Source organism: Demequina lutea, assembly GCF_013409005.1.
Classification (GTDB): Bacteria; Actinomycetota; Actinomycetes; order Actinomycetales; family Demequinaceae; genus Demequina; species Demequina lutea.
The window spans coordinates 1,280,060-1,301,501 of record NZ_JACBZO010000001.1 but is presented as its reverse complement, the minus strand read 5'-3'; the positions used below and the strand labels follow the sequence as shown (position 1 = coordinate 1,301,501).

The 21,442-nt window shown below is 65.6% G+C and carries 18 protein-coding genes; 11 read left to right on the top strand and 7 right to left on the bottom strand.

Annotated elements, in window-relative coordinates:
- Nucleotides 1–189: 189 nt before the first annotated feature.
- Nucleotides 190–1,194, bottom strand: coding sequence for a LacI family DNA-binding transcriptional regulator (locus BKA03_RS06350; protein WP_062074972.1), 1,005 nt, complete (start codon nt 1,192–1,194; stop codon nt 190–192).
- A gap of 197 nt (nt 1,195–1,391) precedes the next feature.
- On the opposite strand from BKA03_RS06350, the gene BKA03_RS06345 reads away from it, so the two are divergent.
- The 5 genes from BKA03_RS06345 (at nt 1,392) to BKA03_RS06325 (ending at nt 5,571) form a co-directional block, all read left to right on the top strand.
- The gene (locus BKA03_RS06345; protein WP_062074971.1) at nt 1,392–3,866 is read left to right on the top strand and encodes a glycogen/starch/alpha-glucan phosphorylase; all 2,475 of its coding nucleotides are present in this window, start codon (nt 1,392–1,394) and stop codon (nt 3,864–3,866) included.
- Between the two features lie 22 nt (nt 3,867–3,888).
- Entirely contained in the window at nt 3,889–4,764 is an 876-nt protein-coding gene (locus BKA03_RS06340; protein ID WP_062074970.1) for an oxygenase MpaB family protein, read from the top strand.
- A gap of 92 nt (nt 4,765–4,856) precedes the next feature.
- Nucleotides 4,857–5,063 carry a hypothetical protein gene (locus BKA03_RS06335; RefSeq protein ID WP_179397721.1) on the top strand — a complete coding sequence of 69 codons (207 nt, stop codon included), beginning with the start codon at nt 4,857–4,859 and terminating at the stop codon, nt 5,061–5,063.
- A complete protein-coding gene (locus tag BKA03_RS15825; protein WP_179397720.1) occupies nt 5,003–5,293 on the top strand; it encodes a GNAT family N-acetyltransferase in 291 nt (96 codons plus the stop codon). Before BKA03_RS06335 ends, BKA03_RS15825 begins: the two co-directional genes overlap by 61 nt.
- A gap of 110 nt (nt 5,294–5,403) precedes the next feature.
- A complete protein-coding gene (locus BKA03_RS06325; RefSeq protein ID WP_193745840.1) occupies nt 5,404–5,571 on the top strand; it encodes a hypothetical protein in 168 nt (55 codons plus the stop codon).
- On the opposite strand, the gene BKA03_RS06320 is transcribed toward BKA03_RS06325, so the two are convergent.
- Entirely contained in the window at nt 5,568–6,950 is a 1,383-nt protein-coding gene (locus BKA03_RS06320; protein WP_179397718.1) for an O-antigen ligase family protein, read from the bottom strand. The two genes, BKA03_RS06325 and BKA03_RS06320, sit on opposite strands and share 4 nt — an antisense overlap.
- 280 nt (nt 6,951–7,230) lie before the next feature.
- Nucleotides 7,231–8,184: an LCP family protein gene (locus tag BKA03_RS06315; RefSeq protein ID WP_062074968.1), complete on the bottom strand. Its 954-nt coding sequence runs from the start codon at nt 8,182–8,184 to the stop codon at nt 7,231–7,233.
- Between the two features lie 824 nt (nt 8,185–9,008).
- On the opposite strand from BKA03_RS06315, the gene BKA03_RS06310 reads away from it, so the two are divergent.
- Together BKA03_RS06310 and BKA03_RS06305 are read left to right on the top strand one after the other, a co-directional pair.
- Nucleotides 9,009–9,977, top strand: coding sequence for an aldo/keto reductase (locus BKA03_RS06310; protein WP_062074966.1), 969 nt, complete (start codon nt 9,009–9,011; stop codon nt 9,975–9,977).
- 32 nt (nt 9,978–10,009) lie between these two features.
- Nucleotides 10,010–10,864: a formate/nitrite transporter family protein gene (locus BKA03_RS06305; RefSeq protein ID WP_062074965.1), complete on the top strand. Its 855-nt coding sequence runs from the start codon at nt 10,010–10,012 to the stop codon at nt 10,862–10,864.
- A 106-nt stretch (nt 10,865–10,970) separates the two neighbouring features.
- Here the strand turns inward: BKA03_RS06305 and BKA03_RS06300 are convergent, their stop codons facing one another.
- The 3 genes from BKA03_RS06300 to BKA03_RS06290 form a co-directional block, all read right to left on the bottom strand.
- Nucleotides 10,971–11,729 carry an SDR family NAD(P)-dependent oxidoreductase gene (locus tag BKA03_RS06300; RefSeq protein ID WP_062074964.1) on the bottom strand — a complete coding sequence of 253 codons (759 nt, stop codon included), beginning with the start codon at nt 11,727–11,729 and terminating at the stop codon, nt 10,971–10,973.
- Nucleotides 11,730–11,860: 131 nt separating this feature from the next.
- Nucleotides 11,861–13,303, bottom strand: coding sequence for a Re/Si-specific NAD(P)(+) transhydrogenase subunit beta (gene pntB, locus BKA03_RS06295; protein WP_083971553.1), 1,443 nt, complete (start codon nt 13,301–13,303; stop codon nt 11,861–11,863).
- Nucleotides 13,304–13,308: 5 nt separating this feature from the next.
- Complete coding sequence (locus BKA03_RS06290; RefSeq protein WP_062074963.1) at nt 13,309–14,865, bottom strand: Re/Si-specific NAD(P)(+) transhydrogenase subunit alpha; 1,557 nt, start codon at nt 14,863–14,865, stop codon at nt 13,309–13,311.
- Between the two features lie 242 nt (nt 14,866–15,107).
- Here BKA03_RS06290 and BKA03_RS06285 point away from each other — a divergent pair, with 242 nt between their 5' ends.
- The gene (locus BKA03_RS06285; protein ID WP_062074962.1) at nt 15,108–15,329 is read left to right on the top strand and encodes a hypothetical protein; all 222 of its coding nucleotides are present in this window, start codon (nt 15,108–15,110) and stop codon (nt 15,327–15,329) included.
- Nucleotides 15,330–15,398: 69 nt separating this feature from the next.
- Here the strand turns inward: BKA03_RS06285 and BKA03_RS06280 are convergent, their stop codons facing one another.
- Nucleotides 15,399–17,000, bottom strand: a complete 1,602-nt coding sequence (locus BKA03_RS06280) for a GGDEF domain-containing protein (protein ID WP_062074961.1) — start codon at nt 16,998–17,000, stop codon at nt 15,399–15,401.
- 448 nt (nt 17,001–17,448) lie between these two features.
- On the opposite strand from BKA03_RS06280, the gene BKA03_RS06275 reads away from it, so the two are divergent.
- The 3 genes from BKA03_RS06275 (at nt 17,449) to BKA03_RS06265 (ending at nt 21,427) form a co-directional block, all read left to right on the top strand.
- Nucleotides 17,449–18,186 carry a tetratricopeptide repeat-containing protein gene (locus tag BKA03_RS06275; protein ID WP_062074960.1) on the top strand — a complete coding sequence of 246 codons (738 nt, stop codon included), beginning with the start codon at nt 17,449–17,451 and terminating at the stop codon, nt 18,184–18,186.
- An 11-nt stretch (nt 18,187–18,197) separates the two neighbouring features.
- Complete coding sequence (locus BKA03_RS06270) at nt 18,198–18,656, top strand: GGDEF domain-containing protein (RefSeq protein ID WP_193745842.1); 459 nt, start codon at nt 18,198–18,200, stop codon at nt 18,654–18,656.
- A 626-nt stretch (nt 18,657–19,282) separates the two neighbouring features.
- Nucleotides 19,283–21,427, top strand: a complete 2,145-nt coding sequence (locus BKA03_RS06265; RefSeq protein ID WP_062074958.1) for a DEAD/DEAH box helicase — start codon at nt 19,283–19,285, stop codon at nt 21,425–21,427.
- The last annotated feature ends 15 nt before the right edge of the window (nt 21,428–21,442 follow it).

Below are 21,442 nucleotides of genomic sequence, written 5' to 3'. Positions count from 1 at the left end.
CGCCGCGCGTCAAGCAAACCGGTTCCCTGGCTTGGTAACGATTTGATATAGGCGGGTTGCTGGCGTTGTCGCCGTCGCGCGCGCAGAGCCTCGACGATGCGTATTTCATCTGGTAATCACCGTCAACGGCGCCCGCGGACGTGCGCTGCACTCGCCTGGCCTGGCCGGGAAGTCCTCCGCTGGGGGACCCTAGAGCCCCGCGACACTTCCCCTGACGATCAACGGTGGCTCAACAAGAACCGTCGATGCCGCTTCAGGCGGCGAGCCCAGTCGGGCGACCAACTTCTCGACCGCCAGTTCTGACACGCGCTCCGGCTGAGACTCAACCGCCGTGTATGGAATCCCGAACTGACGCCCAAGCTCCGCAGAGTGCAGACTCACGACCGAGCAGTCTCGCGGCACGTCAAGCCCCAGGTCTCTGAGCACCAGCGGGAGCATCGCGATCGCCGCATCGTTGTGAACGATGAGTGCCGTCGGGCGTTTCTCCGTGTCGAGCAAGTGCCGCAGCGCGTCCTTCACCGCCTCAGGGCCCACAGGGGCGTGCAGAACCCGTAACTCCAGGCCCCTGCTGCGAGCCTCCTCGAGACACGCATCCCTGAAGTGCGCCGCGTACGTTCTTCCTGCCACAAAGACCTCTTCCGGCCAGGTCACAAAGGTCGCCGCGCGGTGGCCCGCGTCCGCCAGGTGATCCACGAGCATGCGTGCACCCGCTGAGAAGTCGAGGTCAACTGCGTCGATGCCGCTCGGCTCGGCGGGCATTCCCACAAGCACTGCGGGGAAGCCCGCGTCCACGATGGGAGCGATGCGCGCGTCGTCCTCGACCACATTGAGCAGCACGAGACCGTCGACCTGGCGGGTTCTAATGACAGTTCGCACGGCATCGGCGCCATCGAAGTCGGTCAAGAGCAGCGTGCGATACCCGTTGGCGCGAGCCACATCGGTCACCGCCACGATGTAGGTGGCAAGAGCGGGGCTGAATTCAGACTCGTGAAAGCGCACCACGAGGCCAAGCGTCATCGACCGCGACGTGGCAAGGGCACGAGCCCCCTGGTTCACCGTGTAGTCCAGCGCGGCGATCGCCGCCTCGACGCGCGCCTTGGTCTCTGGATTCACGAACTTTCGGCCCGTCAACACCGACGAGACCGTGCTCCGGGCAACGCCCGCCTCACGTGCGACATCGCCAATGGTCGCCATCACGGGCCCCTTTCCCTACCCAACATCTATTGGAGTATTCAGCGAGGATACCGGTTCGCTGGAACGACCCGTTGAAGCCCGCCGACGATGGTCGCCGTGTTGAGCCTCCTTGCGGTTCTCTTACGGGCGTATTGCCGTCGAATTTCGCCACGCCGATTGACTTCACGTTCTGCCTGCAAGCGATTACATTGGTGCCTGTGAATGAGAACACTCCGCCCGTTGCGGCACGCGAGCACACCGTCGAGAGCTTTACCAGGGAGTTCCTCCGCGAACTCAACTTCAGCCAGGGCGTCGATCTCGATCGGGCCTCTGATAATGACAAGTACCTGGCGCTCGCCAAGACCGTTCGTCACTACCTGATGACGAGATGGCTCGAGACGCTGCGCAACCAGTACACCGACCAGGCCAAGACCGTCGCGTACCTGTCAGCGGAGTTCCTGTTGGGCCCCCAACTCGAGAACAGCATGCTGGCCGCGAATCTCGACTCCATCGCCGCCGAGTCCCTCCGAGGCCTCGGGATCGACATCGAAGAATTGCGCGGCGTCGAGATTGAGCCTGGTCTCGGCAACGGCGGCCTCGGCCGCCTCGCCGCGTGCTTCATCGACTCGCTCGCGACACTCAACGTGCCCTCGATCGGCTATGGCATTCGCTACGAGTACGGCATCTTCCGTCAGACCTTCGTGGACGGCAAACAGGTTGAGAAGCCGGATGACTGGTTGCGCCTTGGTTCGCCTTGGGAGATCGCCCACCCTGAAAACGCGGTGGAGGTGCACTTTGGTGGTCACACCAAGAAGGCCCACGGCGGCGCCGAGGGAGCACGCGCTTGGCTCCCCGACTGGCACGTCATGGCCGTCCCGTATAACTACATGGTGCCCGGCTACCGCAACGGTCGCGTCAACACGCTCCGCCTCTGGAGCGCCAAGGCGACGCGAGCGTTCGACCTCCAGATCTTCAACGAGGGCGACTACGAGGAGGCCGTCCGCGCCCAGACCTTCGCGGAGAACATCTCCAAGGTGATCTACCCCGAAGACTCGACGCCTCAAGGAAAGGAACTGCGTCTGCAGCAGCAGTACTTCTTCGTCGCGGCGTCGCTCCGCGACTTCCTGACCAACGTCTTGCCGCCCGACTACCCGCTCGAGAACCTGCCCAACCGCGTCACGTGGCAACTCAACGACACTCACCCGGTCATTGCGGTGCCCGAGCTCATGCGCATCCTCATCGATGAGAGGGGCTGGGACTGGGACAAGGCCTGGGGCATCACGCAACAGGTCTTCGCCTATACGTGCCACACGCTGCTTCCTGAGGCGCTTGAGGTGTGGCCGACCGACCTCCTCGGCAAGTTGCTCCCGCGCCACCTCGAGATCATTTACCAGATCAACGATGAATTCGTCGACCAGGTACGTGCCGCGTACCCTGGCGATGAGCTCCGCGTCAGGCGCATGTCGATCGTCGCCGAGCATCCCGTCAGGGCGGTGCGAATGGCGCACCTGGCCACGGTCGCAGGCTTCAAGGTCAATGGGGTGGCCGCCCTGCACTCTAAATTGTTGGCCGAGAAGCTGCTCGTCGACTTCGCGCAGATGTGGCCGGAGAAGTTCACCAACGTGACCAACGGCATCACCCCGAGGCGCTTTGTTCGCCTCTCCAACCCGGGGCTGTCCGGACTCATCACCGAGGCGATCGGCGATGGCTGGATCACCGATCTCGACCAGTTGAGCCGCCTCGAGCCGCTCGCCGACGATGCCGAATTCAGGCGCCGCTTCCGGGAGATCAAGAGCTCGAACAAGGTCAGACTCGCGGGAGTCCTGGCCAAGCGAGGCGACATCGAGTTGGCGGGCGACGGCATGGTCGACGCCATGGTCAAGCGCCTCCACGAATACAAGCGCCAGAGCCTCAAGCTGCTGCACATTGTTTCGGTTTACGAGGGAATATGCTCAGGACGCATCCCCCTGGACTCGGTCACACCCCGCACCTTCGTGTTCGGAGCGAAGGCCGCACCCGGGTACGTGCGCGCCAAGGAGACCATCGAGCTCATCAATGCGGTAGGCCGCACCATCAACGCCGACGCGTCGCTCAAGGGCCGCCTCAAGGTCGCGTTCCCCGCGAACTACAACGTGACCCTCGCCGAGGTACTCATCCCCGCTGCCGATCTCTCCGAGCAGATCTCGCTCGCCGGCAAGGAAGCATCCGGCACCGGCAACATGAAGTTCGCGTTGAATGGCGCCTTGACCATCGGGACGGACGACGGCGCGAACGTCGAGATCCGCAAGCTCGTTGGCGACGAGAACTTCTTCCTGTTCGGCATGGATGAGCCGGCAGCCGCCGCGCTCCAGGCAAGCGGCTATCACCCGGACGAGTTCTACGAGTCCGATGCGGACCTCAAGGCGGCGCTCGACATGATCGCGTCTGGGGCATTCACGGGCGGGGACCAAGGCGGCGCCGTGACGTCCATCTTCGCCGACCTCACCGAGCACGATCGGTTCATGGCGCTCGCGGACTTCAGGTCCTACCTTGACGCGCAGGCCAAGGTCGAGGCGGCGTACGCCGATCAGGACGCGTGGAGCCGCTCCGCGGTCCTCAACGTCGCCCGCAGCGGCTTCTTCTCCTCGGATCGCTCCATTCGGGACTACCTCGACCGCATCTGGAAGGCCAAGCCAATCGACCAGAACGCCTGACGCGCGGGGTGATACTGGAAGTGTGACTACCTCAGCAAGCCCCGTCGCACGCGTCCGCTCGCGAGTCGGCGAGGCGTTGTTTGCGCGCGTCGCCGGACCCAATGGGCACGACGCGCGCAGGCTAGTTCACGAGACGCCGGGACCGCGCTGGTTCCCCAAGGGCTCCGCGATTCGTCGCGTCCACGGGGATGCCTCCATGTGGGTGGGTGGCCTGCGCGCCCTTCTGTTGCAGTCGCTCCACCCGCTGACCATGGCGGGTGTCGCGGGCCACTCCGGGTATCGAGGCGACCCGTGGGGTCGGCTCGAGCGCACGTCGACCTTCATCGCATATACGACGTTCGGGGCGGCGGACGATGCCCAGGCCATGATCGATCGCATTCGCGCCGTCCACGAACGCGTGCGCGGAAAGGCCCCCGACGGCCGCCCCTACAGCGCAAGCGACCCGCACTTGCTCACCTGGGTACACATCGCAGAGGCCGACTCGTTCCTCACCGCCCACCAGCGGTACGGTGCGCGCCCGTTGAGCCCTTCCCAGGCCGATGAGTATGTGAGCCAAGCGGCGCGGGTCGCGGTTGCCCTTGGGGCGACGGACGTGCCCACCACGACCGCAGAACTCGCCGCAGCGCTCGACCGGTACCGACCAGAACTCGCGGCGTCCGAGGCCGCGAAGGACACGGCGCACTTTCTGTTGCGCGAGCCGCCACTACCGTGGACCGCACGCGCGCCCTACGCGCTCATCGCCGCTGGTGGCGTGGCTTTGTTGCCTGCGTGGGCCCGCGACGAACTCGACATCCACAGCCGCTTGCCACATTGGGCGGGAGAGCGGGGCGGGGCGCTCGCTACCAAGGCCGTGCGCTGGGGTCTGAGCGCGGCACTGCCCGACTACCCCACGCTATGACCTCGATGGGAAGTGCCGGTGCGCGCGGGATCAGGCTGCGGCCGTGGCAAGCTGGTGACGTCGGCATTCTTCATCATTCGAACACCCTCGCCATGACCCAGTACGTCGGCGGGCCCGAGACCGACAAAGCCGTCGAGGCCCGCCAGCTGCGCTACGTGCGCATGTGGGGCACGGGTGAGGCGCGGATGTTCGCAATCATTGAATCTGGCAACGACGCCGACGAGGGGTTGTCGGAGGCGTGGGATGGTGGCTCACCACGTGGCGCGACCAGCCCGTCTACGAGGCGGGATGGGGCGTAGTGCCCGAGGCGCAAGGCCGAGGCATAGCGAAGTCCGCGGTCGCGCTGCTCATCACGGATGCCCGTTCACACGGAGAAAGGCGATTGCTCACCGCGTTTCCTTCGGTAGACAACGCCGCTTCGAACCATCTGTGCTCGAGCGCAGGATTCAAGAACCATGGAATCGAGTCGTTCCCTTTCAGGGGAACGACACTCACAGTCAACGCGTGGGCGCTCGAACTCAGCCCGTAGAGCGGAAGCCGTCGCACTCCTGCCGAGCGGCTATCGCCCTGGTGAGTTCTGTGAGTCAGACGCTGACCTCAAGGCGGCTCTCAACATGATCATGTCTGGCGAATTCATCGATGAGGATCGACGCGACGGACGTGCCTACCACGACCGCCGAACTGACCGCGGCACTCGACATCCACAGTCGCTTGCCACGGTGGGCGGGCGAAGTGGGCGGAGCGCTTGCCACGAAGGCCGTGCGCTGGGGTCTGACCACCACCCTTCCCGATGACCCCACGCGTTAGGGCACGGCGCGCGTGGCGCGCTTCGCCTTCTGAGCAGTCACGTTCGTGACCGCACCCCCAATACCGGTACGTGTCGCTGCTAGGCGGTCTACAGAGTGGACATACTCCGGATCCACGATTGTCAGCGCAAACACTTGCGGTGCGGAGCAATACAAGGCGACGAGCATGTACCAACCGCCCTCTACCAGCAATCGCGACTCGGTGAGCGCCTGCAACGCCAGCGCTGCAGTCAGCATGACCCACCCCAAGGGGATGAACGTGTCGCCACGGCCCGCTCGTTCGACGAGCCGCCAGGCGCTCCCGAACGTGAGCAAGAGCAGCCCGGCGAGAAGCGCGAGCCCGATGAGTCCGAGTTGAAGCCACGAGTCGAGGAAGGCGTTGTGCGCGTGAGTGACCACCAAGCCATACCGCTCGACGATCCCCCGGTAGGGCTGTTCCCAGACCGGCCAGTACCCCACGTATCCCCAGCCCTCTGGGCGCTGCTCGGCGACGGCGGACACCTGGCGCCAGATGTCGGTGCGGAAGGAGGCTTCCGGGCTTCGGTCGACCATCGCGAAGAGCTCGGCATGGAACTTGACGGTCAAAACCCCGGCGACCGCTGTGCATGCGAGAACAGCGAATGAGAGGATTTTCTTGGCGCGAAGTGTCACGCGACGAATGACGAGCGCGGCGATGACGAGGGCGGTGAGATATGCAATCGCGATCGTGACCGTGGCGGATTGAGTCAGCAAGTGAACCGCTCCGGCCGTTACCAACGTCGCGACCCCGTCGATGACTCGAATTCGCCGCTCCATGAGCAACACCACGGCTGTGATTGCCGCAAACAGCGCGATCGCTGCAAAGGGGTTGCGGTTCCCGACGAATCCTTCGAGCGGACCTCCAGAGAGCAACATGTCCCGCGACCACATAAGGCTCGGATTGCCAGAAACGTTGCTGGCCAGGCTCCCCAGATCACCGACGAGAGGGGCGATCGGGTGCCTCACGACAAAGGTCACGACGCCCTCGAAAGCGACACCCCCGAAGAGACTGACTTGGAACCCTCGGTACAGCAATTCCATGAATCGCGCCCCGCTCGTGCGGCGTACGGTTGCGACTGCCACGTAGGTGGTCGCCAGCAGCACCGCGACGGCCAGCGCCGTGACTGCCCGAGTCGCAGACCATAAGACGCTGGCAACTGCGAGCCCCAGGAAGGCCGAGAGCAGCACGGGAAGCCTCAGACCCGACATCGACGTGCGCATCGTCGCGGCGACGGCCGCCACTGTGATGACGCATAACACCGCGTAGGCAGGAAGGCCCATCAAGTACCGGAAGCCCTGTCCAGACATCAAGAGCACGACCGTCCACACGGTCACGTAGTCGCGAACACGTTCGGAAGTCATCCAACCGACCTTGGGCGCGTGTGTTTCCTGGTGCATCCCTCGACGTCCCTCCTCAGGCCTCGGCCTCATGTAACGCCGCGCCGCGGCTCTCGCCCAGTGGGACATCGGAACTGCCCTGCTCGAGAATAGGTCACCCCATTAACGCACGAAAAACCAGGCTGGTTTCCCATCGGCGCTCAGAGTTCTCGATGACGGAACGACAAGGATGTGGCGCACTCCCTGCCCGAGTGCCACTACAACGTGGGGGCGCTCATCACTTTGATCGCCTCTCGCTCCCGCCCTACCCGATCCCACCCGTGTGGGTGCCTGGCGCGTAGGTGCCCGCGGCGATTTGAGTCCAAAACTCGCCGACGGTCTTTGGATCGAGCAGGACACATGAGCCGACACCGGCCACTTGGTAGTCGATTGTGGCGATGGGCGGAGTGCCTGTCACGGCATCGGCGCCCCTGGCGGCGTTGAACACACTGGCCATTCGCGCGAGGTCGAGAGTGTGCGTGCCGTTGCTCACCCTGAAGCTCTGCAGGCCCGCCTCGGCCACTCTCTTCGCCTTGAACGGATTGAGGAAAGTCGAGGGGCTCAGGGCCTTTTTTGCCACCGCCGACAACACCTGTTGCTGACGCTGTGTGCGGCCGATGTCCCCCAGCGGATCCGCGTAGCGCATGCGTGAGAAAGCGAGGGCTGTCGCCCCGTCTGCCTGATGGCATCCCGCTTGCCAGACGAGTGTGCTGTAGGGGTCATTCACGTCGGCGTCGTAACACAGGTTGACCCCTCCGAGCCCATTGACCACGTCCTCGACGCCGAGAAATCCGACCTCAACATAGCGGTCGATCGTGAGGCCCGTCAGTTGCTCGACGGTCTGTACCAGCAGCTGGGGGCCACCGAACGCGAAGGCCGCATTGATCTTGTTCTGCCCGTGACCTGGGATGGCGACATACGAGTCGCGAGGGATCGAAATGAGCGCGGTGGGACCGTGGACGGGTTGGTGCATCACCATGATGGTGTCCGTGCGCGCACCCACTGTGCCGTCGTTCATCCACCCCGCCCTCGAGTCGGAGCCGACGATGAGATACGTCTGACCGGGCGTATTGGCGGCGCCACTGAGCGCGTCCACCGTCGTGATCCGATGCTCAACCCACGCATTGATCGCGACGGCCGACACCACCAGGACCGCGACGAGCGCGAGGAGTACGCCCCGTACGCGACGCCAGCGGGAGCGTCGGGCCTTGCGCGGCACCTCCAGCCTCGCGGAGGGCCTGCGCTCTTGCGGAGCTGGCCGCAGAGGTGGGCCGTCCGGGGGCCGCGTGTGGGGGGCGCGCGATGAGGAGGTGCGAGGAGAGGGTGTGCGAGGTGAGGGTGTGCGAGGTGAGGGTAGCGGCGTGTGCGATACCGATGCCCTGGGCGACTGCGCGGTCGGTGACGGAGCATGCGGTGACAGAGCATGCGGTGTTGGCGCCCTTGGCGGGCGTGACTCGCTGGGCGGCATTGCGGACGAGCGCGGGGTGGACGGTCTCGACGCGGACGGCCAGTCCGAACCTTGCCTGGTGATGTCCGCCCGAGCGGGACGCCCGCGAGAGTCCTGCACCGACCTACGCGGCGGCACCGCACGCGGGCGAGGCGCGTCTCTTGGTGGTTCGGGCACCGGAGCACCCGCGGACCCGCTCTTCCTTGGCTCAATCGACGGAGGCATCGGCCGACGTTGGCCCTGCGGCCGAGCGTCATCGTCGCGTCGATCTTCACCACCGGGATTGCTCACCACGCGAGGTTAACCCCAGCGCACGCGCGCGCCACGCACGCGCGCCGGGCCTTGTCCCTCGCGGTGAGCGCCGGATGGAAGCGCGGCGTGGGTCCCGGACGACAAAGTCCGAGCAGTCGGGGCGAGGATCGCCGGAGTATTCTCGAGGTTCCTGCGCTCCGCACGATCGCGGGCGCGGACGGCCAGCCGGTCGGTCGGTCAAGTAAGGCTTCGGTGGCACAGGCAACAAGGCCGTCTCGCGGTCCCCGAGGCCCGACCTCGGACGGGTTCGCACCCGCGCTGCACGCACGACGAAAGGAATCACCGTGGAGTACACCCGACTTGGTTCGACCGGACTGAAGATCAGCCGCCTCGCGCTCGGCACCATGAGTTATGGCGCCCCCGACAAGGCGTTTCCCGCCTGGGCGATGGACGAGGACGCGGCTCAGCCTTTCTTCCGCCAGGCCGTCGAACTCGGCATCACGTTCTGGGACACCGCAAACGTATATTCGGCGGGGTCCTCGGAAGAGATCGTCGGCCGCGCGATGCGCAAGTACAGCACTCGCGACAACGTCGTCTTGGCCACCAAGGTCCACTTCCCCATGCACGATGGCCCGGGCGGCTCCGGGCAGTCGCGCAAGGCGATCATGGAGAACATCGACGCCTCGCTGAAGCGCCTCGGCACCGACTACGTGGATCTCTACCAAATCCACCGCTTCGACCCCACCACCCCGATCGAGGAGACGATGGAGGCGCTGCACGATGTCGTCAAGGCCGGCAAGGCCAGGTACATCGGCGCCTCGGCCATGTGGACCTGGCAGTTCGCGTCGATGCAGCACGCCGCCGACCTAAACGGCTGGACCCGGTTTGTGTCGATGCAGGATCAGTACTCCCTGCTGTACCGCGAGGAGGAACGCGAGATGTTCGGCCTGCTCGCCCACCAGGGCGTCGGATCGATCCCCTACAGCCCGCTCGCCAAGGGCCGCGTGACGCACCCGTGGGGCACAACCACGGCCCGCAACAGCAACGACGCGGTCCAAGACCGGACCTTCGTGGACGCCGACGAACCGATCGTCAACGCCGTCGAGGCGGTCGCGGCCGAGCGAGGCGTGGCGATGGCCCAGATCGCGCTCGCATGGGTGCTGCGCAACCCCGTGGTGTCGGCACCCATTGTGGGCAGCACCAAGGTCCAGCACTTGGACGATGCGGTGGCCGCGCTCGACATCGAACTTACCGACGATGAGGTCACTGCGCTCGAGGAGCACTACACGCCTCGGCGACCTGCGGGGTTCTAGGCTCTCCGATACTCCGTGAGAGCCTTAGACCCATGACCGATCAGAACGGGCTCTTCCCCGGTAGGTACTTCATTTCGACCGTTCTCGACTCGCTCGAGACCAAGACCGCGATGAGCGCAGGCGTCGCTCGCATCTACCTCATGAGGGCCGCCATGGCCGGCGGGCTTGCGGGGATCATGTACATGGCCGACTTTGCGGTGGTGGCAACTTTCGGCGGCATCGGCAACGGCGATCTGGTGGGAATCGGCCGCATGGTGGGTGCCCTCGTGTTCGGCTTCGCCCTGGTCTTCATCTACTACAGCAAGTCCGAGCTCCTGACGTCGAACATGATGATCGTCGCGATCGGTGCGTACCACCGCCGGACCACACCCCTCAAGGCGCTGCGCATCCTGCTGTTGTGCTACGTGGGTAACTTCATCGGCGGACTCGTTGTCGCGCTCCTGGTTGCGGGCTCGAGCCTCGGCGACGGGGCGGTAGGCACCCAGATGGAAGCCGCCGTCGACCACAAGCTGGCATACCTGTCCGAGGGCCTTTCGGGGTACTCGGACCTGTTCGTGCGCGCCGTCCTCTGCAACTTCATGATCAACCTGGCAATGTTGATGGTCTACAACGGCCGCATCAAGGACGACTTCACCAAATCTCTCGCCATGATCATGAGCGTGTTCGTTTTCGCCTTCCTCGGCTTCGAGCACTCGGTCGCGAACACGGTGCTGTTCACCATCGTCGGACTCCAGCACGGCCTCAACGTCGGAATGGCGGCGGGCAACATCGCCATCGTGTTGGTGGGCAACTTCGTCGGTGGAGGCCTGCTCATCGGTTATTACTACGCCTACGCCAACGACGACAGGCGCTACCTTCGCAAGCAAGGCGTGAGCCCCGACGAATAGGCCGACCATCACGTCGAACAGCTTCCTGAATCGATGTGACCCACGAACACCTCGGGGGTTGCCCTGTCGATGCACGCGCACACGACGCGGACGGCGATACCACCGCTCAGACGATCGTCCAGCCTCCGTCGACCATGAGCGTCGACCCATTTGCCATGTCGCCCACATCGCTGGCCAGGTACTGCACGGCCGCCCCGATGTCTCCGATCGTCGCGAAGCGGCCGCGGGGGATCTTCGCCAGCACGGCGTCGCGGAAACTCGGGGTGTCGAGCCGCTCGGCTGTTCCGGCGGTGTAGGTGAAGGTCGGTGCGACACCCGTGACGACGACGCCTGCGCCACCCCACTCGAGGGCCAACGTCCGTGTCACCTGATTCAGGCCACCCTTGGAGGCGCAGTAGACGACCTCGTCTTGGTTCGCCACCACCGAGATCTGCGAACTCATGTTGATGATCCGGCCGTAGCCGCGGGGAAGCATGTGGCGAGCGGCGGCCTGCGCACAGAAGAACGCGGCCCGCAGATTGAGGTCCATCATCGAGTCCCAGTCCTCGACCGTGACGTCGATCGCAGGGATCGGGCGCCCCATCCCCGCGTTGTTGACCAGGATGTCGATCTGGCCGAGGTCGGCCGCAATACGGTCGAAGAGCGGCGCGATGTGCGTCACGTCCCGCAAGTCGGCAACGTAGGTCCGCGCCGATCGGCCGCTCGCCTCCAACTCATCCCGCAGCTGCTCAACCGTTGACTCGTGGCCGCCAACGGCTGCGACTACCACGCCGCGGTCGATGAAGTGGTCAACGAGGCCCCTGCCGATGCCACTCGTGGCGCCGGTGATGACCATCGTCTTGCCGCTGATATCGAAATCATTCATGGCACTACCTTGTCATGCGCAGGGATGCGTGCCGCGTCGGTGTCATCGCAGTCACCGGACATCCTCGACGCCCGCTCGGTCGCCGACACGCCCCCGCGCAAGGGACGAACCCTCACGCAGGAACGCGGCGACTAAGCCTTCTGCAGCGCGGGCAGTGCCGCGACGATCGCCTCGACCTGGGTCTTCGCGTCGCCGAACAGCATGTCCGTGTTCTCCTTGAAGAACAGCGGGTTCTGCACGCCTGCGTATCCGGTGGCCATGGAGCGCTTGAACACGATGACGTGCTGCGCTTTCCACACCTCAAGCACCGGCATGCCGGCAATCGGTGACGAGGGGTCGTCGTTTGCTGCGGGGTTGACGGTGTCGTTGGCGCCGATCACCAGCACCACGTCGGTATCGGCGAAATCGTCGTTAATCTCGTCCATTTCCAGGACGATGTCATACGGCACCTTCGCCTCGGCCAGCAGCACGTTCATGTGGCCGGGCAGGCGCCCCGCGACAGGGTGTACTCCGAAGCGCACCTTGATACCCCGCGCTCGCAAGCGGTGAGTGAGTTCGGCTACTGGGTACTGAGCCTTGGCTACCGCCATCCCGTATCCGGGGGTAATGACCACGGACTTGGCCGACATCAGCGCCTCGGCCGCGCCTTCGGCGGAAATCTCCGTGTATTCGCCCATCGGGCCGTCGGCGCCCGCAGTGGGGGCGGCGCCATCCGAACCGAAGCCGCCCAGAATGACGGAGATGAACGAGCGGTTCATCGCGCGGCACATGATGTAACTGAGGATTGCACCTGAAGAACCGACCAGTGCGCCCGTAATGATGAGCAGGTTGTTGCCGAGCATGAAGCCCGCAGCGGCCGCGGCCCATCCGGAGTAGCTGTTGAGCATCGACACGACGACGGGCATGTCGCCACCGCCAATGGCGGCCACCATGTGCCAGCCGAGCCCAAACCCGATCACTGCCATCACCACGACGAGCACGAGGCCCAGCGTGCGGCTGCCGTCACCGAGCGCAATGAGCCAGAACATCAGGGCGACGAAGGCGGCAAAGGCGGTCACGTTGATGAGGTTGCGACCAGGCAGCACGAGCGGCGCGGAGCTCATCTTGGCCGACAGCTTGAGGAACGCCACGATGGATCCGGTGAACGTGTAGGCACCGATCAGTACGCCGAGCGCCACCTCGACGGTGTGGACGGTGTCGCCACCGGACTCGGCAAGGTAGGAGTTGACGCCCACCAGCACGGCTGCCATACCCACGAACGAGTGGAATGCGGCGATCAGTTCAGGCATCTGGGTCATCTCGACCTTGCGGGCGATCGGAGCGCCGATCGACAAGCCGATCGCGAGCACGGCGAGGATGAGCAGCGCGGTGAGCCACACCGACTGGCGGTCGGGCATTTCGGCCGACTCGTACAGGGAGTTCCAGACCGTCGCGGCAAGCGCAAGGCTCATGCCCGCGATGCCGATGGTGTTGCCTGCGCGAGCGGTGGCCGGCTTTGACAGTCCAGCCAGCGACAGGATGAACATGACGCCGGCAACGATGTACAGGCCCTGAATCAGTCCGATGATCGTCACAGTGATCACGCCTCCTTTTGGAACATGCCGAGCATCCGGTAGGACACGAGGAACCCACCGAAGATGTTGATGGACGCGATGGACGCCGCGACAAACGACATCACCAGGACCGCGATATTCGTCGACCCCAGTTGCATCAGCGCTCCGACCAGGATGATTCCGGAGATCGCGTTTGTTTGAGCCATGAGCGGCGTATGCAGCGCGTGCGACACGCCGGAAATCACGTAATAGCCCACCACGACGGCGAGGAGGAAGACCGTGAAGTACGAAACGAATGACATGGGCGAGGACGCGATGGCGAGCACCACGAGCACGGCGGCCACCGCGGACCCGATCAGGCGCCTCTTGGCCTTCTTGGCCGCAGCCTCGGCGGCGAGGCGTGCCTTCTCCACGGGATCCACGACGGGCACCTCGGCGACGGGAGCGCCTGCTGCCGCAGAAACGTTCACCGGCGGCGGCGGCCACATCACCTCACCCGCGTGGGCGACGGTCATGCCGCGCACCACCTCGTCCTCATAGTTGAGGACCGCTTGGCCGTCCTTGCCGGGCGTCAGGAGCTTCATCACGTTGACGATGTTGGTACCGAACAACTGTGACGTGTGCTTGGGCATCCGGCTGGTGAGGTCCGTGTAACCAACGATGATCACGCCGTTGTCGGTCACGATGCGCTCGCCGGGAACGGTCAGTTCACAGTTGCCCCCGCCGATGGCGGCGAGGTCAATGATGACCGAACCGGGCTTCATGCCAGCGACCATCTCGGCCGAAATCGTGCGCACCGCCTTGCCGCGCACAAGCGCGGTAGTGATGACCACGTCGGCCTTAGCGCTCTCCTCGGCGTACATGATGGCCGTGAGCTTCTCCTGCTCCTCGGACAGCGCCTTCGCGTATCCGTCGGAGGAAACCTCTTGCTGGGCGGCCTCGGCCTGCACGAACGTGGCGCCCATCGACTCGATCTGCTCCCCCACCTCGGGGCGCACGTCGAACGCGCGGACCTCGGCACCCAGGCTCGCGGCGGTGCCGAGCGCTGACAATCCTGCGACGCCTGCGCCGATCACGAACACGTTCGCGGGGGGCGTCTTGCCTGCGGCCGTCATCTGGCCGGTGAACATGCCGCCGTAGTTCTCGGCGGCCTCAATGACGGCGCGGTAGCCGGACACGTTCGACATGGTCGACAGCACGTCCATCGACTGGGCGCGGGAGATGCGCGGGACCGCGTCGAGCGCCATTCCGGTGATGCCGCGCTTCGCGAGATCGGCGATGTAGTCGGGGCTGGAGGGCGCGCTCATCATCGAGATGAGGACCGAGCCCTTGCGCATCTTGTCCAACGCGGCGCTGCCGGGCGCGTTGACTGCGGTGACGATATCTGCACCCCACGCGGCCTTGGCATCGGCGACCTTGGCCCCGGCCTCGGCGTACTCGGCGTCGGAGTAGGTTGCCTTGTCGCCAGCACCCTTCTGCACGATGACCGAGTAGCCCAGCTTCACCAGCTGGCCGACGGTCTTGGGGCTGGCCGCGACAAGGCTCTCGCCCTTCTTGGTCTCGGCGGGAATGCCAAGTGTCATGGGTGGTGCAGTCTCAACCGACTCGGGTGACTGCACGCTCGATACAGACGTCATTGGTGCCTCTTTGCGTTGACTGGTTGTCTCCAGCGATACCCTACCGGGCATTTTTGGCGCAATACCCCGGACGTATATCCCAACCGTGTCCCGTGTCGCATGCACCAAAAGGGACGAGTGTCCCGAGACCGAGGATCCCCCCGATTTGCCGACAACGCCAGGCAAGGTCTCTGCTCTAGACAGACGGAATGACCCGCGGTCCGGACGGTGGTGGCGATCTCGAGTCGCGTCATGCAGCGGATCGCCTGGGCCGTGGCGAACCAGGTATGGTCGCGGACGGCCGCGCGCATCCCGTCACCCGCGGCCGCCTTCGAGGTCACGCGAAATACACGGGAGTCATCGGCGAGCATGAGAGCGGCAACTGGGGCGCCGTCGAACCCATCTTCGGCAGCGTCACGAAGGGCAACTGACCCGCGCGACGGCACCGGGTCCACCGCCTCACCATCGCGAGCTCCCGCCGCCCGATCGACCGCAACCGATCATGCGCAAATGCGGTACTCGCCCTTACCCTCGCGCTTCGCCTGGTACATCGAGGTGTCGGCCTCATGGAGGAGCTCTTCAGCGGTGCGTCCGACACCGTCGAAAACGACAACGCCGACGCTCGCGCTCACCGAGGCGGTCCCGGCGGAGACCATGAAGGGCTTCGCCATCGCGTCAACGATTCGTTGGGCAATCTCGTCAGTTCCGTCCTGTGGATTGTCGAGAAGGACGGCGAACTCATCCCCGCCAACCCGAGCAACGAGATCGGACCCGCGGACGCAGTCGCGCAACCTGCGGGCAGCCACGATCAGCAGCTCGTCACCAACGGCGTGGCCAAACACGTCATTGACCGCCTTGAAGTCGTCAAGATCGACGATCATCAACGCTCTGCGGTTGGCGACGATGCCGACCGCGTTCAGTGCGAGCTCCAGCCGGTTGCCAAGCATCGCGCGGTTGGACAGACCGGTCAGCGGGTCGTGAAAGGCTTGGTGGCGCAGTTCGGCGGTGAGGAGCTCCCGCTCGCCCAGTGACTGACGGAGTTGGTCCACCGTGGCGTCGAGTTCGTCAAGAAGGTGGGCGTTGTCGGCAAAGGCGGCCAACTGCCGCACGATGACCAGTCCGGTAGAGGCAATCGCGCCGCAAACGACGATCCACATGTGGACGTCGAGACCGACCTCTCTTAAGACCCACACCAGGAGGAGGTAGGTCGCAGCGATCGCGACGTACGGGAGCTTGCTGAATCGGCGTTGGGGCCGAGCGTGCATGAAGTTTGGGTCTGCGCGAACCTGGAGTTGCTGAATGCGGGCGGAAGCCAGCAGCAGCGTGGAGGCGATCGCCGCGAGGCCGAGATACCAGGACAACCGTCCACTCTGGATCATCAGCACGCTCGACGCCTGCACCGTCCCCTGCAATACCGCCGCGGCTACCAGCGTGCGTCCTGCCAGGGCGGAGAATGGCGATCGCTCGCTGAGCACCAACCTCACCACCGAGAACGCTCCGACCAGGAACGCGCCGGGTCCGGCCAACATGCTGAACAGTACGCCCGTGAAGGTCGAGGCATCCTCAGAAAGGTAGACGTAGCCGCCGAAGGTCGTGGCCGCTGCCATCACGACGCTCACGTCGAGCCAGAACCGTGTCCGGTCCCGTCGCGAGACGAGCCCGGTCGGTGTCGTGAGCATCACCACGACGACGATGGTGGTTCCGACCATGATCGACATCGACTGGCCCGGGGTCAACCAGGCCATTGTGGGCTCCGCTCCCCGAATCGGATTGATCGCGAGCGCCACCATTTGGATGCCGTCACCGACGGCGTACGCGGCTCCTGCGAGACTCAGCGCGCCCCACACCCGCCTGGTCGCCGTCGTCGCACCGTCGGCACGAGCGACACGGCCCGCTGTGAGCACCAGCATGATATGCATGAAGAGCACCAGCACCCACAGGGCCGCCACCTGGGACGCCCAAGAACCGAAGTCCAGGCCGTAGCCGATCAGGCAACCAACGATGAGCGCGCCAAGCCCCATGAGCAGGCCGTCGCGCCAGATCGAAGGACCACGTGTCGCCCCCGGGCTACTAGTCGGCTCGGACGCACGCACCTTCACCATGGCTGTCCTCCCGACACATCGGCATCGCGCGACCGGACGATCCTCTTGTCCATCAATCGGCGCGTTTGCTCTTGGTGTGAACAGATTGCCCTTCCCCCGGGTGAGGCTCCCAGGATTCGCCCCGCAGTTGCAAAGCGGAGTGAACGATCACCCGCTCGGGCCAAGGCAAGACGCCGGCCCGCCGAATCGCCAAGTTCCGCAGATGCCTGCGCGACAACGCCGAGCCCGCGGGAACCGTCGGCGCGCGCGGGCGACCTTCACTCCCGCAGACCCCGTCGTATTTCCCTGGCGACCATGCCGCCCGGTCCCCCGAAGAGCGTCTAGACACCCGTGAACTCGAAACCGAGTGCCACGTAGAACGCCGACGCGTCGTCGTTCTCGTTCGCCACGTGGAGGATGACCTGCTCGACGAGTCCGAGGTGCCGCTCATGCGCGCGGCAGCGCTCCTATGCCTTGCCGACGCGCTCGGCTCGGCTCGGCTCGGCTCGGCTCGGCAGGATCCTACGACGAGTCGCAACGCCGCTACAGCGAGGCACTGCAACTCGTCGGCGACGATGACGCGTCCAACTTGCGCAACACGATCCTCAACAACTCGGCCTTCACCTACTTCCTGTCGCATGAGATGAGTGAGGCGCTCGCCGCCGTGGATCACCTGCTCAGGGTGTCGGCCATCAACGACCGCCCCCTCGCGATGCACGTCCGCGACACCGTCGGGCGCGTCTACCTCACGGCGGGCCGAGTGGCCGAGGCGGAGCGGGTGCTTGCCCCGGCGATGGACGCGCAAGCCACCGAGTTCGTTCCCGAAACCGTCGCGACGTGCCTGGTCACCCTCGCCGAGGTCCACCGCACGCAGGGCGAGTTCGGTCGCGCGCAGGAGGTCATCGATCGCTGCCAGGAGTTGTGCCGAACCTACGAACTGTCCCGGTGCGCGGCGGACGCCGCACGCGAGCAAGCGGAAATCTTCGCGGCGACAGGGAACTTCCGCGGCGCGTACGAGGCTTATCAAGATTTCCACAGTCGGATCGAGGCGCACAGCGCGAGCTCCCGCGAGGCCCGTGGCAAGCTCCTCAAGGCCGCCTTTCAGACGACGGAGGCGCGGCGCGAGACGGCGCGCTACCACGACCTGGCCGAGCGGGACCCGCTGACACTGGCCTGTACAACCGCCGGTACATTGACGAGCAGCTGAGCGTGTCCCTCATGGCGGTGCGTGACGGCGGGCCAGCGCTCACCATCGCCATGATCGACATCGACTTGTTCAAACGTGTCAACGACCTGCGCTCGCACGAAGTAGGCGACGACGTCCTGCGCGCCATCGGTCAGATCCTCAGCCGGATGGCGGCCACGGTTCCTGGCGGCGTCGCGGCCCGCCTCAGCGGCGAGGAGTTCTTGCTGATCCTGCCCGGCACCGACGAGGAAGCGACCGACGGGTTTGCCGAGGCGGTGCGGCGCTCGATCGCGGAGCACGACTGGCGGCCGATCACAACGGGCATTCCGGTAACGGTGAGCATCGGCGTCGCCGGTGCGCCGATCGAAGGCCAGCGCAGTTCGAAACTGCTCGGCGTCGCCGACGCGCGCCTGTACAGCGCCAAACGAAGTGGCCGCAACCGCGTCGTCCGCTCCGATTCAATGGACGCCCCCAGCCACGCAGAAGGCTGAAGCCTCACATTTCTGCGAGCGAAGCCCAGTTCAGTGGGCGCCGACCATCGTTTGCCCCCGTCAGTGCCCCTGAAGGTGGAGGAGTTGGCCGATACGCCGGGTTCTGTCGTCGTGCATGGGGCACGACGGGCGACCATCCATCTACGACGCATGTTGCCGCACGCCTCTAGCAACCTACCCAGATGCTCGATCGGTATCGCATGGACCATAGTGGTGGCGAACCCGCTCCGGGCCGCCAAGCCGCCTGCTGCAGGTCCAGGGGCTTCACGTGAGATCATTGTCGGACCGGACTCGGACGACGTGTCTGGCGGGACGTTTCAGGTTCTCCATTGGGCAGCAAGACCACGGCACCAACCCGCCGTGGTTCGCAAAGATGCACAATGACGTGACACCATCGGTACGAGCACGGACCTGCGCTCGGCGCAGTCGGGGACGCAGCCGGAGAAGTTGCGCGGTGGCGGGGCGCCCCATGTGGTCGCCCTGGTCTGGGTTTTGCGTGACCTGGGTTTCCAGTGACACGGGTTTCCAGTGACACGGGCGCGGGCTCGACACCCGCCCAGTCTCCGGAGGCCGCGGCATGACGCGTCACACCGCAATGACGGCGCGAACGCTGAGAAGGAGGAGATGTGGCACGAGCAGGCCAACGCCGGTCCGGTGGCGCGCGCACTTCGCGTGCCGCTCAGCAGCGCCGCAAGCCGCCCGCCCAGCAGGGAATCATCGCGGTCCTCGCAGGCGTCGCCCAGGAGGTCGCAGGCGCCGTGCGGCAACCGCCGACGCGCCCGGTGGTGCGCACCAAGTTTCAGGTGGTCGCGCTGCTCGTGCGAGAGGAGAGGGCCCGGGTATTGGCGGACACCGGCACGACCGATGCGCAACGCACCAAGAAGCTCAAGGAACTCGACGGGGTGGCGACCCTTCTTGCCAGGACCGCCGCCCGCGACACCTCCCTGCTCACGCTTCTCGCCGACGACGCCAGGGTCTCCGACTCTGCTCGCTCCTTCAAGGCGACCCTCATGCGTGCCGGGGGGCTGGAGCCGCCCGAGGAACCAGCTCCCGTGGCGCCCGCCGCGCCGTTGCCGGGCGCCAAGAGTCAGGTGGTGCCCCAGTCGGTGATCTCTCGCCAACTCGCGAACCCATTCCTTGCGCCCGACTTCGAGGCCGCGGCCGCGCGGACCGCCTCGCGGGCCCGGCGCCTGGCCGGCTGGGAGCTGCTTGAGCCTCTCTTCAGGTCCTTCGAGCGTGGTACCGACGGCGTGCCCGCCTGCATGCCGCTACCTACCGCCCGTTCGACGTTCGCTCCCCTCGGTCGACAGCTCATGCCGCACCAGGCGCAGGTCGTCGCGGCTGCGGCCGCCGGCCATCGCACGTTCCTACTCGCGGACGAACCGGGGCTCGGCAAGACGGCCCAGGCGCTGCTCGCCGCCCAGGCGGCCAACGCCTACCCGCTGCTCGTAGTGGCACCCAACGTGGTGAAGACGAACTGGGCGCACGAGGTCGACCTGTGGACGCCCGAGCGTCGGTCCACGGTGGTCCACGGCGACGGCGATCGGGTCGACGCCTTCGCGGACATCGTGATCGTGAACTACGAGCTCCTGGATAGGCACGTCGGCTGGCTCGGAGACCTCGGCTTCCGCGGCATGGTCGTCGACGAGGCGCACTTCATCAAGAACAAGGGCTCCCAGCGCTCGCAACACATCCTTGCGCTTTCGGACCGGATCCGCGCCCGCGCGGCCCGGCCGCTACTGATGGCGCTCACCGGCACCCCTCTGATCAACGACATCGAGGACTTCCGAGCGATCTGGCAGTTCCTGGGCTGGATCGACGACACGATGCCGCTCGGCGCACTGATGGGCGTCCTCGAGGAGACCGGACTCACTCCTGTCGACCAGGGTTTCTACTCCGCCGCGCGGGCAAGCGTGATCGACATGGGCATCGTGCGCCGCCGCAAGATCGACGTCGCCGCCGACATCCCCGCCCGCCGCGTGGCGGACCTGCCGGTCGAGCTCGACGGCGCGGCCGGTCGCTCGATCCGCGCGGCCGAGGCCGCGCTTGCCGCTCGACTGGTCGGTCGCTACCGGTCCGCGCTGGAGGCGCGCAGGAGCGGCGTTGTCGTGGACGGGATAGACCACGAACTCATACGCAGGGTCGCGTCGTGGGAGCTCAAGGAGTCGAGCGGGCAAGGCGGCGCGGAAAACGTCTTCACGATGGTCCGCAGGATCGGGCAAGCCAAGGCCGGACTGGCCGCCGACTACGCCGCGCAACTCGCGCGCAACGTCGGCAAGGTCGTGTTCTTCGCCAAGCACATCGACGTGATGGATCAGGCCGAGCAGACCTTCGCCGATCGCGGCATCCGCTACTCCTCGATCCGCGGCGACCAGACACCCAAGGCGCGCGAGAAGAACATCGCCGCGTTCCAGAACGACCCCGATGTCGCGATCGCGGTGTGCTCCCTGATGGCGGCGGGCGTGGGGCTGAACCTTCAGGTCGCCTCCAACCTGGTGCTCGCCGAATTGTCCTGGACCGACGCCGAGCAGACACAGGCCATCGACCGGATCCACCGCATCGGCCAGGAGGAGCCCGTCACCGCGTGGCGGGTCATCGCCGCGCAGACCATCGACTCCAAGATCGCCGCGCTGATCGACGCCAAGTCGGGCCTGGCGGCCCGGGCCTTGGATGGGGCGCCGGACGAGGACGTCGAAGCATCTGTGGACGTACAACTCGAAGCCCTAGTCGGTCTGCTCACCGACGCGCTCGCCGCGGAGGGCGTCGGCTGAGGCCACCGAACGACA

What these genes read in the sequence shown, in the direction of transcription:
- BKA03_RS06275 (WP_062074960.1), top strand. Translation starts at nt 17,449, where the DNA reads ATGCCTTGCCGACGCGCTCGGCTCGGCTCGGCTCGGCTCGGCTCGGCA.
- BKA03_RS06320 (WP_179397718.1), bottom strand. Translation starts at nt 6,950, where the DNA reads ATGACTTCCGAACGTGTTCGCGACTACGTGACCGTGTGGACGGTCGTG.
- BKA03_RS06290 (WP_062074963.1), bottom strand. Translation starts at nt 14,865, where the DNA reads ATGACACTTGGCATTCCCGCCGAGACCAAGAAGGGCGAGAGCCTTGTC.
- BKA03_RS06285 (WP_062074962.1), top strand. Translation starts at nt 15,108, where the DNA reads ATGACCCGCGGTCCGGACGGTGGTGGCGATCTCGAGTCGCGTCATGCA.
- BKA03_RS06300 (WP_062074964.1), bottom strand. Translation starts at nt 11,729, where the DNA reads ATGAATGATTTCGATATCAGCGGCAAGACGATGGTCATCACCGGCGCC.
- BKA03_RS06305 (WP_062074965.1), top strand. Translation starts at nt 10,010, where the DNA reads ATGACCGATCAGAACGGGCTCTTCCCCGGTAGGTACTTCATTTCGACC.
- BKA03_RS06350 (WP_062074972.1), bottom strand. Translation starts at nt 1,194, where the DNA reads ATGGCGACCATTGGCGATGTCGCACGTGAGGCGGGCGTTGCCCGGAGC.
- BKA03_RS06325 (WP_193745840.1), top strand. Translation starts at nt 5,404, where the DNA reads ATGAGGATCGACGCGACGGACGTGCCTACCACGACCGCCGAACTGACC.
- BKA03_RS06280 (WP_062074961.1), bottom strand. Translation starts at nt 17,000, where the DNA reads ATGGTGAAGGTGCGTGCGTCCGAGCCGACTAGTAGCCCGGGGGCGACA.
- BKA03_RS06335 (WP_179397721.1), top strand. Translation starts at nt 4,857, where the DNA reads ATGACCCAGTACGTCGGCGGGCCCGAGACCGACAAAGCCGTCGAGGCC.
- BKA03_RS06270 (WP_193745842.1), top strand. Translation starts at nt 18,198, where the DNA reads ATGGCGGTGCGTGACGGCGGGCCAGCGCTCACCATCGCCATGATCGAC.